This is a genomic window from Pseudomonas sp. P7758 (assembly GCF_013386485.1).
Lineage (GTDB): Bacteria > Pseudomonadota > Gammaproteobacteria > Pseudomonadales > Pseudomonadaceae > Aquipseudomonas.
The window spans coordinates 1-14343 of sequence record NZ_JACARS010000111.1; the positions used below are offsets into that span (position 1 = coordinate 1).

The 14343-nt window shown below is 61.4% G+C and carries 11 protein-coding genes; 4 read left to right on the plus strand and 7 right to left on the minus strand.

Annotation, left to right across the window (positions count from 1 at the left end):
* Positions 1–78 precede the first annotated feature (78 nt).
* A complete protein-coding gene (locus HX873_RS22970) occupies positions 79–2604 on the minus strand; it encodes a sulfite reductase flavoprotein subunit alpha (protein WP_177123251.1) in 2526 nt (841 codons plus the stop codon).
* Positions 2605–2739: 135 nt separating this feature from the next.
* Positions 2740–5034 carry a TonB-dependent siderophore receptor gene (locus tag HX873_RS22975; protein ID WP_177123252.1) on the minus strand — a complete coding sequence of 765 codons (2295 nt, stop codon included), beginning with the start codon at positions 5032–5034 and terminating at the stop codon, positions 2740–2742.
* A 219-nt stretch (positions 5035–5253) separates the two neighbouring features.
* Between HX873_RS22975 and HX873_RS22980 the strand changes: the two genes are divergently transcribed.
* Together HX873_RS22980 and HX873_RS22985 are read left to right on the plus strand one after the other, a co-directional pair.
* On the plus strand, positions 5254–5934 hold the full coding sequence (locus HX873_RS22980) for a Fe2+-dependent dioxygenase (RefSeq protein ID WP_003215964.1): 681 nt from the start codon (positions 5254–5256) through the stop codon (positions 5932–5934).
* Between the two features lie 2 nt (positions 5935–5936).
* Positions 5937–6737 (plus strand): tetratricopeptide repeat protein, encoded by an 801-nt coding sequence (locus HX873_RS22985; protein WP_177027806.1) that lies wholly within the window; start codon positions 5937–5939, stop codon positions 6735–6737.
* 66 nt (positions 6738–6803) lie between these two features.
* On the opposite strand, the gene HX873_RS22990 is transcribed toward HX873_RS22985, so the two are convergent.
* The 5 genes from HX873_RS22990 to HX873_RS23010 all read right to left on the minus strand — a co-directional run bounded on the left by HX873_RS22990 (position 6804) and on the right by HX873_RS23010 (position 11909).
* Entirely contained in the window at positions 6804–7967 is a 1164-nt protein-coding gene (locus tag HX873_RS22990; protein ID WP_003215969.1) for a type III PLP-dependent enzyme, read from the minus strand.
* A 474-nt stretch (positions 7968–8441) separates the two neighbouring features.
* Positions 8442–9599, minus strand: a complete 1158-nt coding sequence (locus HX873_RS22995) for a betaine/proline/choline family ABC transporter ATP-binding protein (RefSeq protein WP_008437274.1) — start codon at positions 9597–9599, stop codon at positions 8442–8444.
* Positions 9596–10249: an ABC transporter permease gene (locus tag HX873_RS23000; protein ID WP_003215973.1), complete on the minus strand. Its 654-nt coding sequence runs from the start codon at positions 10247–10249 to the stop codon at positions 9596–9598. The genes HX873_RS22995 and HX873_RS23000 overlap by 4 nt, the downstream gene beginning before the upstream one ends.
* 11 nt (positions 10250–10260) lie before the next feature.
* Positions 10261–11154 (minus strand): glycine betaine ABC transporter substrate-binding protein, encoded by an 894-nt coding sequence (locus HX873_RS23005; RefSeq protein WP_003215975.1) that lies wholly within the window; start codon positions 11152–11154, stop codon positions 10261–10263.
* A 38-nt stretch (positions 11155–11192) separates the two neighbouring features.
* Positions 11193–11909: an ABC transporter permease gene (locus tag HX873_RS23010; protein ID WP_003215977.1), complete on the minus strand. Its 717-nt coding sequence runs from the start codon at positions 11907–11909 to the stop codon at positions 11193–11195.
* A 331-nt stretch (positions 11910–12240) separates the two neighbouring features.
* Between HX873_RS23010 and HX873_RS23015 the strand changes: the two genes are divergently transcribed.
* Both HX873_RS23015 and HX873_RS23020 read left to right on the plus strand, forming a co-directional pair.
* Positions 12241–13824: a peptide chain release factor 3 gene (locus tag HX873_RS23015; RefSeq protein WP_003215978.1), complete on the plus strand. Its 1584-nt coding sequence runs from the start codon at positions 12241–12243 to the stop codon at positions 13822–13824.
* A gap of 168 nt (positions 13825–13992) precedes the next feature.
* Positions 13993–14268, plus strand: coding sequence for a hypothetical protein (locus tag HX873_RS23020; RefSeq protein ID WP_003215984.1), 276 nt, complete (start codon positions 13993–13995; stop codon positions 14266–14268).
* Positions 14269–14343 lie beyond the last annotated feature (75 nt).

Here is a 14343-nt window from a genome sequence, read left to right on the forward strand (position 1 = left end):
TCAACAGATGTATCGACTGATCCACTGTCTTCGCGAGCAAGCCCGCTCCCACATTTTGATCGGTGTATCTTCAGGGGGTCAGTAAACATCCCGGCGGTAGCGGCCTTGCTCGATCAAGCGTTCGACGGCTTCGCTGCCCAGCACATCGTGCAGCACCTGATCCACACCCGCCGCCATCCCCTGCAAACTGCCGCAGACGTAAATCGCGGCGCCATCGGCCACCCATTTACGCAGCACATCCGCCGACTCACGCAGGCGGTCCTGAACGTAGATTTTCTGTGCCTGATCCCGGGAAAAGGCCAGGTCCAGTAGCGCCAGGTCACCGCTGGCCAGCCAGCCTTGCAACTCATCCTGGCAGTGGTAGTCGTGGGCGATATTGCGTTCGCCAAACAGCAGCCAGTTGCGCTGCTGGCCGTCGGCAACCCGCGCCTTGAGCAGGCTGCGCAACCCGGCAAGGCCGGTGCCGTTGCCCAGCAGGATCATCGGGAGCGGCTCGGTCGGCAGATGGAAACCACTGTTGCGCCGCACTCGCAGGCTGATGGTCGAACCCAGCGGTGCATGTTCGGTCAACCAGCCGGAACCCACGCCCACGCTGCCATCGGGGTGACGCTCCTGGCGCACGATCAGCTCCAGCACACCGTCGCTGGCAATCGAGGCGATGGAGTATTCGCGCATGCCCAGCGGCACCAGTGCATTGACCAGCGCCTGGGCATGCAGGCCCACCAGGTGTGCGCGATTGTCCGGCAGTTGGCGGCCGGCCAGGGCCTGGTCGAGGGTGTGTGCAAGGCCGTCGACTACCACACCTTCGCTGCCGGCCAGTCCCAGGCCTTCCAGGAAGTGTTCGATGGCCCATGGGCAATTGCGTGGCAGCACTTCCACCAGGTCGCCGGCCAGCCAGTCCCGGGGGGCTGGCGGGGTGAGCCCGAGCAAATAGACGCCGGAGCCACTGCTGTGCGGGTTGAGCAGGGTGCGTTGCTTCAGGGTCCAGTTTTCATAGGTCGCGCTGGCCCATGCCGCAGCGGGTGCATGGCCGGTCAGTTGGCCCAGTTGTTGTTGCCAGTGCAGCAACGCATCGGTGTCGCCGCTGTCGACTTCCACCGGGGCGAACAGCGGGTTGCCGCCCTGGTTGGTCAGCCAGAAATGCAGGCGCCGGGCGAAGCCGCAGAAGTGTTGGTACTGGCGATCACCCAGGGCCAACACCGAGTAGTTCAGGCCCTTGAGGGACAGGTCCTGGCCGAGCACGCTGCGCTCGAAACCGCGGGCGCTGTCCGGTGCCTCGCCGTCGCCGAAGGTGCTGACCACGAACAGCGCATGGCTCGATTGGCGCAAATCCTCTTCGCTGACGCTGCCCAGCGACTGCACGTTCACTGGCACGCCGGCGGCCTGCAACTGCCCGGCGGTCTGCCAGGCCAGTTGCTCGGCAAAGCCGCTCTGGCTGGCAAAGCCGATCAGCCAGGCCGGCGCGTCGCTGTGGTTGCCGGTCAGGCCTTTGCGGGCATCGCGCACCTGGCGTTTCTTGCGGCGGCGGTCCAGGTACAGCAGCCAGCCGGTGATGAAGAACAGCGGCATCAGCAGCGCGCTGAACGTCAGGATGATCCGGCCGGGCAGGCCGAAGTAGCTGCCGGTGTGCAGCGCATAGATACTGGTCAGTATCTGCGCCTTGAAGCTTTTGCCGGCGTAGGTGTCATGGGATTTGACTTCGCCGGTGGCCGGGTCGAGGTTGATCTGGTTCAGCGCGCGATCGTGGGGCGAGGTCTTCAGCAGGTAGTAGACGGTGGCGGGTTGGCCGGCGACCGCGGGCATGCGGATGTTGTAGCCGCTCAAGCCGGGGCCGGCGTTGCTGTAGATGCTGCTCCAGATCGCGGCGTAATTGGCCACCGGCGCAGGCCCTTCGGGGGCCGGGCCGCGCTTGCGTACGCGTTCGTTCTGCGGCGCGTCGGACAGCAGTCTGGTCATGCCGTTGCTGTACCACTCGTAGGACCAGAACAGTCCGGTGAGTGCCGCCAGAAGATAGAACAGCAGGCACCAGGTGCCGAACACCGAGTGCAGGTCCCAGTTGAAACTGCGGCCTTTCTTGCGCCAGTCCACCGCCAGCCATGCACGCCAGCTTGCCACCTGGCGCGGCCAGCGCAGGTACAGGCCCGAAAGGCAGAAGAACACCAGGATCAGCGTGCAGGCGCCGGTGATTTGCCGGCCGGTGTCGCCGATGGCGAGGAAACGGTGCAGTTGCAGCACGAAGCCGAAGAAGTCCTGGCCGACGGCATCGCCCAGGTAATCGCCGGTGTACGGGTCGAAGTAGCGCATCTGCCCGCGGCGTTCACCGGGCGGTGGGGTGAACCAGACCTTGGCTGCGTTGGTGCTGTCGGGCTGCACCGTGAGCATCGACACGACTTTGCCTTCACGGGCTTCCAGCAGGTGCACCAGTTCAGCGGGCGGCAGTACCCCGGCCGGACGCTTTTCCACCGTCAACACCGTCGGGTTCAGCAACTCGATGATTTCATCCTGGAACGACACCGTCGCGCCGGTGATCCCCATCAAGGCCAACACCAGCCCGGCGGTAATGCCGAAGAACCAATGCAACTGGAACAGGGTTTTCTTCAACACGTCGTACGGCCTCGTCATCAGGTTAGGTGTTTCACGGCGCGCATTATGCCGCGAGTTGTCGAGAAACATTCTTTTTTACACGCAAAAACCCCACGCATCCGATGCGTGGGGTTTCGTGCAGTCATTTGTATCGGTTTAGAAATGGAAACTGGTGGTCAGCAGGGCCGTACGACCGGCTGCCTGGTTGGCAAAATGCGAGGCATAGGCCTTGTCGTAGTAGGTCTTGTCGGTGAGGTTCTGCACGTTCAACTGCAGGTCGACGTTCTTGGTCAGCTTGTAGCTGGCCATGGCGTCGTAGCGGGTGTAGGACGGCACGTAGACGGTGTTGCCCGCATCGCCGTAGACCTCGTCGACATAGAACGCGCCGCCGCCGATGGTGAGCTTCGGTGTCACGTCATACGTCGTCCACAGGCTGAAGGTGTTCTTCGGCGTGTTGGGCATCTGGTTGCCTTTGTTCGAGCCGGCACTGACGACACCGTTACGACCGTTCAGGCCCGGGTCCACCAGTTCGCTTTTCAGGTAGCTGTAGCCGGCGAACACTTGCCATTGATCGGTCAGCTTGCCGCTGGCGGAAAGCTCCAGGCCGTCGACGCGGGATTCGCCACCGTTTTCATAGGTCAGCGCGTCCACCAGGATCCGCGTGTTTTTCTTCTCGGTGCGGAACACCGCGGCGGTCAGGGACAGGCGGTCGTGGAACATGTCCCACTTGGTGCCCAGCTCGTAGTTGACGGTCTCTTCCGGTTTCAGGTCGCTGGTGGCGGCGCCGGCAGACAGCGGGTTGCCGTCGGCGCCTTCACCTACCAGGCCGCCGGCCGGTGAGGCTGAGGTGGCGTAGGAGGCATAGATGCTGCCGTTTTCAACCGGCTTCCAGACCAGGCCCGCCTGCCAGTTGAAGAACTGGCTGTCGTTCTTGATCTTGCTGCGGGCCTTGACGGTGGCGGTCGGCACCGCATTGGTGTTGGCCACGGTGTCGAAGGTGTCGTAGCGCAGGCCGACGTTCAGCAGCCATTTCGGGTCCAGCTCGATGGTGTCGAACACATAGGCGGCACGGCTGGTGGCCTTGGTGTTGGTGCCGTTGTAGTTGCGCGCAATGCTGCCGGTCCAGGCATCGTCCGGGTTCGGGTTGCCCAGCGAGGTGCACTGGCCGCCTTTGCCGGGCGCCGGGCAACCGGGGTTGCTGTTCGGGCTGACGGTGTAGCCGCTGTAGCGGGTTTCTTCGCCGGTGAATTCCAGCCCGGTGGAGTAGGTGTTCTTGAAGCCCAGCGCCTGGAAGCTGCCAAACAGATCGGTCTGGTTGGTGGTGGTCTCGGTGGTGGACACGCGGGTGTTCGCTCGGCGCCACACGGTGCCGAACTGGTTGACGTTGTGCTGGCTGTCGTCGGGTTGGGTGACGATATAGTCCTGGCCGGTGTTGCCGTGGCGCAGGGTGTTTTTCAGCGTCATGTTGTCGTTCAGGTCGTGCTCGATGGAGAACGTGCTGATGTCGGCGCGGGTCTTGCGGAAGTCGCGATCCTTGAGGCCGTAGAAGTTGTTGCTGTCGCCGCCGTCGGTTGGCTTGTCATGCACGTGGGCGGCTCTTGCGCCGCTGTTGCTGTAGCCATACGGAATGCCCGAATCCGGCAGGTCGTTGCTTTCCATGTGGTAGTAGCTGAAGTTGACGCGGGTCGGAGTGCCCAGGCCGAAGGTCAGCGACGGCGCCACGCCCCAGCGGTCGTAGTTGACGGCATCACGCCCGGCGACGTTCTGTTCGTGGCTCATCAGGTTCAGGCGGAAGGCCGCGCTGTCGAGGAACTGACGGTTGACGTCGAGCACATAGCGGCGGGTCTGGTCGGAGCCGTAGGTGAAGCCACCGTTGGTGAAGTCCCGCGCCTGTGGCGTCTTGCTCACCAGGTTGAGACTGCCGCCGGCCGAGCCGCGGCCGCCGAATGACGAGTTGGGGCCTTTGCTGACTTCGATGGATTCGATGTCGAAGATCTCGCGGCTCTGGCCGCCCGTGTCGCGCACGCCGTCGAGGTAGGTATCGCCCTGGGCGTCGAAGCCGCGAATGAACGGACGGTCGCCCTGCGGGTTGCCGCCTTCACCGGCGCCGAAGGTAATCCCCGGCACGGTGCGCAAGGCGTCCTGCAACGAGGTGGCGGCGGTGTCCTTGAGCACTTGCTGCGGCACCACGGTGACCGAGCGCGGAGTATCTACCAGCGGCGCGGTGTACTTCTGCGAGGACGCTTTTTCGGCCTGGTAGGACGTGCTGTCCTGTTCCTGGCCGGTGATGCTGGTGGCTCCCAGGGAAATGCTGTTGCGCTCGCCTTTCTGCTCGGTGTCTTCAGCAGCTTGCGCCATTTGGGCGGCAGCGCTGGCGCTGATGGCAACGCCGATGGCCGAGGCCAGCAAACGTGGTGAACTGGCAGGTGTTTTTATCGAAGTGCGCGGCATGAGTGTGTCCTTTCCCCAAGGAGGTGAGGCCGCGGAATATAGGGAGAACAAGACTTCATATCAATTGCGATACATTACTATTCGCACTGAATTTACGTTCTTTACACTTTTTGCTTACGGTTTTGACGATCTCGTTCGTCCTTTGGGCGGGAGTAGGGTTGTACACAGTCAATAAGAATCACTACCATTGGCGTCTCACTGTTTTCAGGTAATGCCTCCATGTTGCTGCACATTCCCGGCCTGTTCTCTCGCGAGGAAGTGCTGCGCATCCGCGAAGCCCTGGCGCACACCGAGTGGGCCGACGGCAAAATCACTGCCGGGCACCAATCGGCCAAGGCCAAACACAACCTGCAACTGCCGGAAGGCCACCCGCTGGCAAAGGAAATCGGCGCGGCGATCCTCGATCGACTGTGGAAAAATCCGCTGTTCATGTCAGCGGCGTTACCGCACAAGGTCTTCCCGCCATTGGTCAACTGTTACACCGCCGGCGGCAGTTTCGACTTCCATATCGACAACGCCGTGCGCCAGTCCAAGGGCAGCCACGAGCGGGTGCGCACTGACCTTTCCTCCACCGTATTTTTCAGCGACCCCGACGACTACGACGGCGGCGAGCTGGAAATCCAGGACACCTTCGGCCTGCAGCGGGTCAAGTTGCCGGCGGGCGACATGGTGCTGTACCCCGGCTCCAGCCTGCACAAGGTCAACGCCGTTACCCGTGGCGCGCGCTACGCCTCGTTTTTCTGGACCCAAAGCCTGGTGCGCGAGGACAGCCAGCGCACCTTGCTGTTCGAGATGGACGGGGCGATCCAGCAACTGAGCCGCGACGTGCCCGACCACCCCGCGCTGATCCAGCTCACCGGCACCTATCACAACCTGCTGCGCCGCTGGGTTGAGGTCTGAGCGTGGGCTTTTTATTGCGCCGTGAAGAAGTACTCAACGTTGAGCAATTGCAGAGCATGCTCGACGACTCCCCGGTGCGCGCCGCCCAGGCGATTTTGATCGCCGCGAAGGAGGGCGTGGTGGATGCCCAGGCGCTGCTCGGGCAAATCCTGCTGGAAGGGCGCGGCATCGAGCGCGATGAAGCACTGGCAATGCGCTGGTTCCGCATCGCCGCCAAGGGCGGGCATTTGATGGCGCGCAATATGCTCGGGCGTTGCCTGGAGCATGGCTGGGGTTGCGAGGCGGATGCCGTGGCGGCGGCCCGGGAATATCGTCGGGCGGCCGAGGCCGGGCTGGATTGGGGCTTGTACAACTACGCCAACCTGCTGGCGACCGGGCGCGGGGTTGCCGAGGATCAAGCCCAGGCGCTGGCGTGTTATCGACAGGCCGCGGAACTGGGCCATGCCAAGTCGATGAACCTGCTGGGGCGTTATCTGGAAGAAGGGCAGTACTGCCCGAGGGATCTGGAGGCGGCGGTGGCGTGGTATCGCCAGTCAGCAGAAGGCGGGGATTTTCGCGGGCAGTTCAGTTATGCGGCGGTGTTGGCGGACCGGGGCGAGATAGAAACGGCACTGGAATGGTTGCGCAAGGCACTGGCGGGCGGGAATTTGAAGTTCTTGCGGGTGGCGCACAAGGCGTTGTGTGCCGCCAATGAGCCGCAGATACGGGCAATGGCCGAGATCTATCAAGAGCATGCGATTGAACTTGATCGTTCCCACGCGCTGCGTGGAAATGCCGCCCTGGACGCTCTGCGTCCGCTCTAACGGCGTGACGCAGAGCGTCACCGGATGCGTTCCCACGCAGAGCGTGGGAACGATCAGGGCGTGCGTTTACAGGTAGAACGATTTCAATGGCGGGAAGCCATTGAATTCAACTGCGCTGTAGCTGGTGGTGTACGCACCGGTGGACAACCAGTACATCCGGTCACCAATCGCCAGGTTCAGCGGCAGGCCGTACTTGTAGTTCTCGTACATGATGTCGGCGCTGTCGCAGGTCGGGCCGGCGATGACCACTTCTTCCATCTCGCCTTTCTTCTCGGTCCAGATCGGGAACTTGATGGCTTCGTCCATGGTTTCGATCAGGCCGGAGAATTTGCCCACGTCGGTGTATACCCAGCGCTCGACGGCGGTGCGGGATTTACGCGCAACCAGTACCACTTCGCTGACCAGGATCCCGGCGTTGGCGATCAACGAACGGCCCGGCTCCAGGATGATTTCCGGCAGATCGTCACCGAAGTCTTCCTTGAGGAAGCGGATGATTTCCTCGGCGTAGGTTTCCAGGCTGTTGGTGCGGGTGATGTAGTTGGCCGGGAAGCCGCCGCCCATGTTGATCAGCTTCAGGTGGATGCCGTCTTCTTCCTTCAGGCGCTCGAAGATCACTTTGACCTTGGCAATCGCCGCGTCCCACACGCTGATGTCACGCTGCTGCGAGCCGACGTGGAAGGAGATGCCGTAAGGCACCAGGCCCAGGTCGCGAGCGAGAATCAGCAGGTCCATGGCCATGTCGGTCTGGCAGCCGAATTTGCGCGACAGCGGCCAGTCGGCCGTGGTCGAGCCTTCGGTGAGGATACGCACATACACTTTCGAACCCGGGGCGGCCTTGGCGATATTGCGCAGGTCGGCTTCGGAGTCGGTGGAGAACAGGCGCACGCCCTTCTCGTAGAAGTAACGGATGTCCTTGGATTTCTTGATGGTGTTGCCGTAGCTGATACGGTCAGGGCTGACGCCGCGGTCCATGACCTTGTCCAGCTCGTAGATCGACGCGATGTCGAAGCTCGAACCCTTGTCCTTGAGCAGGTCGATGATCTCGACGGCCGGGTTGGCCTTGACGGCGTAATACACCTTGGCGAATTCGAAACCGGCGCGCAGGTCATCGTAGGCCTGGCTGATCATCGCGGTGTCGATCACCACGAACGGGGTTTCCTGGGTGTCGGCGAACGCCTTCATTTTGTCAAAAGTGGCGCGCGCGAAATAGTCTTCGACCTGGATCGACATGCTGGGAACTCCTACTGGCAAACTAGATTGATCAATGGGTGCAAATGAACGTCCTCCGTATCCCCACTTTGGTTCGCCTACTTCCCAAGGCATGTCGCCGAAAGCAAAAAGGCCATGGGATCAACCGCTTCCCTTGGCCTTGCTGTCTCGTCGTCAGTACTTGAGCCGGATGGATCGTTTCCAGCATGGACGTTCGGCGCGAACTTTAGGACGTGAGGGGCTATAGATCAACTAAAAATGTCGCGTTTTTGCACGCGTTCGTCGTGCGGCCGCGTGCAGCTACTTATGTAACCGACCGGTATGACGGATTGATGTTCCCCGGTAGGGGCAATTTGAGGTGTTGCGGGTACAGTGAAGATCCAATGTGGGAGCGGGCTTGCTCGCGAATGCGGTGTATCAGCCAATGCATCCGGTGACTGACACTCCGCCTTCGCGAGCAAGCCCGCTCCCACATTTTGACCGCTGTGTGTCAGGTCAGGCCAGTGCTGTCTCGGCAGGCGACACAATGCTGGTCTTGCCCCCACGGGACTTACCGGAACTCAGATACTCGGCAATCGACTCCTGGGTGACTTCCCCCAGGAACACCCGCTCCGCATCCATCACCGGCAACCACGAGCGGTTGAACTCGTACATGCGCGACAACAGGATGCGCAAATGCTCGTCGTACGCCGCCGTGGCGTTGAATTCCCGCAGGTACTGGCCGCAGGTACCGGTCTGACGATGCAGGTCGCGACGTCGCACATAACCCAGGGCCTTGTTCTCGGCATCGGTGACCACCACGTAGCGACGGTCCAGCTCATCCATCTGCTCCAGGGCATCCGCCACCGGGGTTTCCGGGCTGACCGACGGCGCGTTGTCCGCCGCATCTTCAGCCTTCACCAGCAGCAGGCGCTTGAGGGTGCTGTCCTGGCCAACGAAGTTGCTGACGAATTCGTCGGCAGGGTGGGCCAGCAGGGTGTCCGGGTGGTCGATCTGCAGCAGCTTGCCGGCGCGGAAGATCGCGATCTTGTCACCCAGCTTGATGGCTTCGTCGATGTCGTGGCTGACCATGATCACGGTCTTGTTCAGCGCGCGCTGCATCTCGAAAAACTCGTTCTGGATCATCTCGCGGTTGATCGGGTCGACCGCGCCGAACGGCTCATCCATCAGCAGCAACGGTGCATCCGCCGCCAGGGCGCGGATCACGCCGATCCGCTGTTGCTGGCCGCCGGACAGCTCACGCGGGTAGCGATGCAGGTACTGCTTGGGTTCGAGCTTGATCATGCTCATCAACTCGCGGGCGCGGTCGTGGCATTTCTGCTTGTCCCAGCCCAGCAGCTTGGGCACCACCACGATGTTCTCTTCGATGGTCATGTTCGGGAACAGACCGATCTGCTGGATCACGTAGCCGATGTTGCGACGCAGGGTCACTTCGTCGAGGTCGGTGGTGTCTTCGCCGTTGATCAGGATCTTGCCGGAGGTCGGCTTGATCAGGCGGTTGATCATCTTCAGCGTGGTGCTCTTGCCGCAGCCCGAGGGGCCGAGGAATACGCAAATTTCGCCTTCGTTGACGGTCAGGCTTACGGAATCAACGGCGGTGATGGTCTTGCCGTTGCTTTGGAAGGTCTTGGTCAGGTTTTGAAGTTCGATCATTTGAGCAGTCCTTTTGGAGTCAGCGTGCGTTGCAGCCATTGCAGAAGCAGGTCGGCGAAGATGGCCAGGAGACTGACCAGCACGGCGCCAACGATCAGCATCGACATGTCGCTGCGGCTGATGGAAGCCAGAATAAGTACACCCAGGCCACCGGCGCCGATGGTGGCGGCGATGGTCATCACACCAATGTTCATGACGACGGCGGTGCGCACACCGGCGAGGATCACCGGTACGGCAATCGGCAGCTCGACCATGCGCAAGCGCTGGCCGAAGGTCATGCCGATGCCTTTGGCGGCCTCGCGAATGCCTGGCTCAACGCCGGTGAGGGCGAGGTAGGTGTTACGCATGATGGGCAACAGGGAATAGAGGAACACGGCGGTGATCGCCGGCATCGGCCCCAGGCCCTGGCCGAACTTGGAGTAGAACGGCAGCAGCAGGCCGAACAGCGCGATCGACGGCACGGTCAGCAACACCGTGGCACTGGCTTGCAATGGGCCGGCGAGCGTCGGGAAGCGGGTCATCAGCACGCCCAGGGGCACGCCGACGACGATTGCGAGGATCACTGCAATGCCGACCAGGGTGATGTGCTGCCAGGTCAGGTGCAGGACTTGGGCCCAATCAAGATGGGAAAAGGCGTTCAGGAATTCCATGTCTTCTCCTCTTAGTTGATCGGATGCTGGCGCAGGAAATCTGCGGCCACGGCGGACGGGCTTTCGTGGTCGACGTCGACCCGCGCGTTCAGCTGGCGCATGGTTTCGTCGTCGAACAGCGCAGCCAGTGGCTTGAGATCAGCGGCCAGTTGCGGATGGGCATCGAGGTAAACCTGACGCACCACCGGCGCGGCGGTGTAGTCCGGGAAGTAGTGCTTGTCGTCTTCCAGCAGCTTCAATTTGAAGGCGTTCAGGCGACCGTCGGTGGTGTAGACCAAGCCGGCAAACACCTGGCCATTACGCAGCGCGGTGTACACCAGGCCGGCGTCCATCTGCCGGGTGTTCTTGCGGGTCAGGTTCATGTCGTACAGCTTGACCATGCCGGCCATGCCGTCGGAACGGTTGGCGAACTCGGTGTCCAGGGCCACCAGGCGGTTTTCCTTGGTTTTCTCGGCCAGTGCCGCGGTCAGGTCGCTGATGCTGTTGATCTGCGGGAATTCCTTGGCCACGTTCTCTGGCAGGGCCAGGGCGTAGGTGTTGCTGAATTTCGACGGGGAGAGCCAGACCAGGCCTTTTTTCGCGTCGAGTTCTTTCACTCGGGCGTAGGACTGTTCGCTGTCGAGCTTCTCGTCGACGTGGTTGTAGGCCACCAGCGACACGCCGGTGTATTCCCAGATCAGGTCCAGTTGCCCGCTTTCCTGGGCACTGCGTGCCAGGTTGCTGCCCAGGCCGCCGGTCACACGGGTGTCGTAACCCTTGGTGCGCAGGTACTGGGAGGTGATTTCGGCGAGCAGGGTCTGTTCAGTGAACACCCGGGCACCGATGCGGATGACCGGTTTTTCAGCGGCTTGCGCAAACCCTGCGAACAGCAGGACGCAGCTCAATATCAATGTCAGTTTTTTCATGTGAATTCCTGTTTCAGGCCCAAGACGGGGCCAAAGCCTTAAGACGGACGCAACCCGCGTTCCAGCCAAAGGCGGCTGGCCATGGTCACCAGACCGTCGAGCAGCAAGGCCAGCAGCGCGGTGCATGCGGCGCCGAGCAGCAGTTGCGGCTGATTGTTCAGGGCGATGCCGGGGAAGATCAGGCTGCCCAGGCTGTTGGCGCCAATCAGGAACGCCAGGGGCGCGGTACCGACGTTGATCGCCAGGGCCACGCGTACACCACCGATGATGATCGGCACGGCGTTGGGCAATTCCACGCGAAACAGCACCTGGCGCGGCGTCATGCCGATGCCGACGGCGGCTTCTTTCAGGGAACCTTGAACGTTTTTCAGGCCTTCATAGGTGTTGCGCACGATGGGCAGTAACGAGGCGAGGAACAGCGCGAAGATCGCGGGGCCGCTGCCGATGCCAAGGACACCGAGGGCGATGGCCAGTACGGCCAGGGGAGGGACGGTATTGCCGATGTTGAAGATCTGCATGAAGCGTTCTGCGCGCCCGACCATGTTGGGTCGGCTCAGCAGGATACCGGCGGGAATCCCTACGATCAGGGCGGCCAGCATCGAAACAAGGACGAGGATCAAGTGAGCTTGCAGGTAAAACAACAAATCGTCGCGGTACAGTTCGATCGTGTTGATGCCGATCCAGTGGACCAGCAGGGCCAGGAGAGCGACGACAACCGCTCCTCCTATCAGCCCTTTGCCATAGCGAATAGCCACAGGCGGACTCCTTTTTTCTTTTGTCGGCGAACACATTTCCGAGCGGCAATGCCATTCCTGGCTGTCGGCGAATGTGGTCGCGAATAGCAGCTCGCCCCTACCGGCAACGCGGTATGCGGTCGAGCCATGAGCGCAGCCTCGTCAGGCTAACTTGCTGATTTTTCAGCCCCTGTTACGAGTGCGATAGCAGGGGAGTGGACGTCTCTACCTTTTAAAAGGTTCCATACTTGGCAGCAATTAGCCACCCCCAATGGGGTGAACGGTGGTCCGTCACCCCGGGTTTGCGCTATACTCGCCGCCCTTTTTTGACTCACCTGCCAGGCGATTTCCCATGACCCACCAGGCCGCCGAAGTCGCGAAACGCCGCACTTTCGCCATTATTTCCCACCCCGATGCCGGTAAAACCACCATCACCGAAAAGCTGTTGCTGATGGGCAAGGCGATCGCGGTGGCCGGCACGGTGAAATCCCGTAAATCCGACCGCCATGCCACCTCCGACTGGATGGAAATGGAAAAGCAGCGTGGTATTTCCATTACCACGTCGGTCATGCAGTTCCCGTATCGCGACCACATGATCAACCTGCTCGACACCCCGGGCCACGAAGACTTCTCCGAAGACACCTACCGCACCCTGACGGCGGTGGACTCGGCGCTGATGGTCCTCGACGGCGGTAAAGGCGTCGAGCCCCGCACCATCGCGCTGATGGACGTGTGCCGCCTGCGGGATACGCCGATTGTCAGCTTTATCAACAAACTCGACCGTGACATCCGCGACCCGATCGAACTGCTGGACGAAATCGAAGCCGTCCTGAAGATCAAGGCTGCGCCGATCACCTGGCCGATTGGTTGCTACCGCGACTTCAAGGGCGTGTACCACCTGGCCGACGACTACATCATTGTGTACACCGCCGGCCACGGCCACGAACGTACCGATGTGAAAATCATCGAGAAGCTCGACTCCGACGAAGCCCGCGCCCACCTGGGTGACGAGTACGACCGGTTTGTCGACCAGCTGGAACTGGTGCAGGGCGCCTGCCACGAGTTCAACCAGCAGGAGTTCCTCGACGGCCAGCTGACGCCGGTGTTCTTCGGTACCGCCCTGGGCAACTTCGGTGTCGATCACGTGCTGGATGCCGTGGTCAATTGGGCCCCCAAGCCGCTGGCCCGGGTTGCCAACGAGCGTACCGTGGAGCCTGTGGAAGAGAAATTCGCCGGCTTCGTGTTCAAGATCCAGGCGAACATGGACCCCAAGCACCGCGACCGTATCGCCTTCATGCGTATCTGCTCCGGCAAATACGAAAAAGGCATGAAAATGCGCCACGTGCGTACCGGCAAGGACGTGCGCATCGGCGACGCCCTGACCTTCTTCTCCTCCGAGCGTGAGCAGCTGGAAGAAGCGTATGCCGGCGACATCATCGGCTTGCACAACCACGGCACCATCCAGATCGGTGACACCTTCACCGAAGGCGAAGTGCTGGGCTTCACCGGTATCCCGCACTTCGCCCCGGAACTGTTCCGCCGCGTACGCCTGCGTGACCCGCTGAAATCCAAGCAACTGCGCCAGGGTTTGCAGCAGTTGGCGGAAGAGGGTGCCACCCAGGTGTTCTTCCCGGAACGCAGCAACGACATCATCCTCGGCGCCGTCGGTGTGCTGCAGTTCGATGTAGTGGCCAGTCGCCTGAAAGAGGAATACAAGGTGGAATGCTCCTATGAGCCGATCACCGTGTACTCCGCGCGCTGGATCGACTGCAGCGATAAGAAGAAGCTGGAAGAGTTCAAGATCAAGGCCGTGGAAAACCTCGCGATCGACGGCGGTGGTCACCTGACCTACCTGGCCCCGACTCGGGTCAACCTGGCGCTGATGGAAGAGCGCTGGCCGGATGTGAAATTCCGCGCGACCCGTGAGCATCACTAAGGGTTAGCGATATAAGAGAGGGCGAAGCTGTGATGGCTTCGCCTTTTTCTTTGGCTGCTATTCAGGTTGTTTCATTGGCGAAAACTTCAGTTCGGGACTAGTTTGAAGCAAGGCGACGGTGGACAGCTGTCGTACGCAGTTCAACTCCTGACTGGGCGGAATTCGACCATGAGTATCTTTCAACGTGTGGTGCTGTTGCTCAAAGTGCTGGTGATGATGTCATTGGGCATGTCTGCCGCGTGGGCCAATACGGCTGTGCAAAGCCATGGCACAGGGTTTGTGGCGGCGAAGACGGTGCAGGCGGGTGGCTTGCAGTTGGCCAAGAGTGAATCCGAGCCCGGTGACGAAAACCAGGGCGGTTCCAAGGACGATGACGATGCCGAGAACCCGGACAATGATGGCGAAGACAGCGACACCTACAACGATGGCGACAGCGATACATAAGTAACGCAGGCAAAAGAAAGCCCCGCTTGCCGAACAGATGCGCTATCCGACAAGCAGGGCTGTAGAACACTGGAA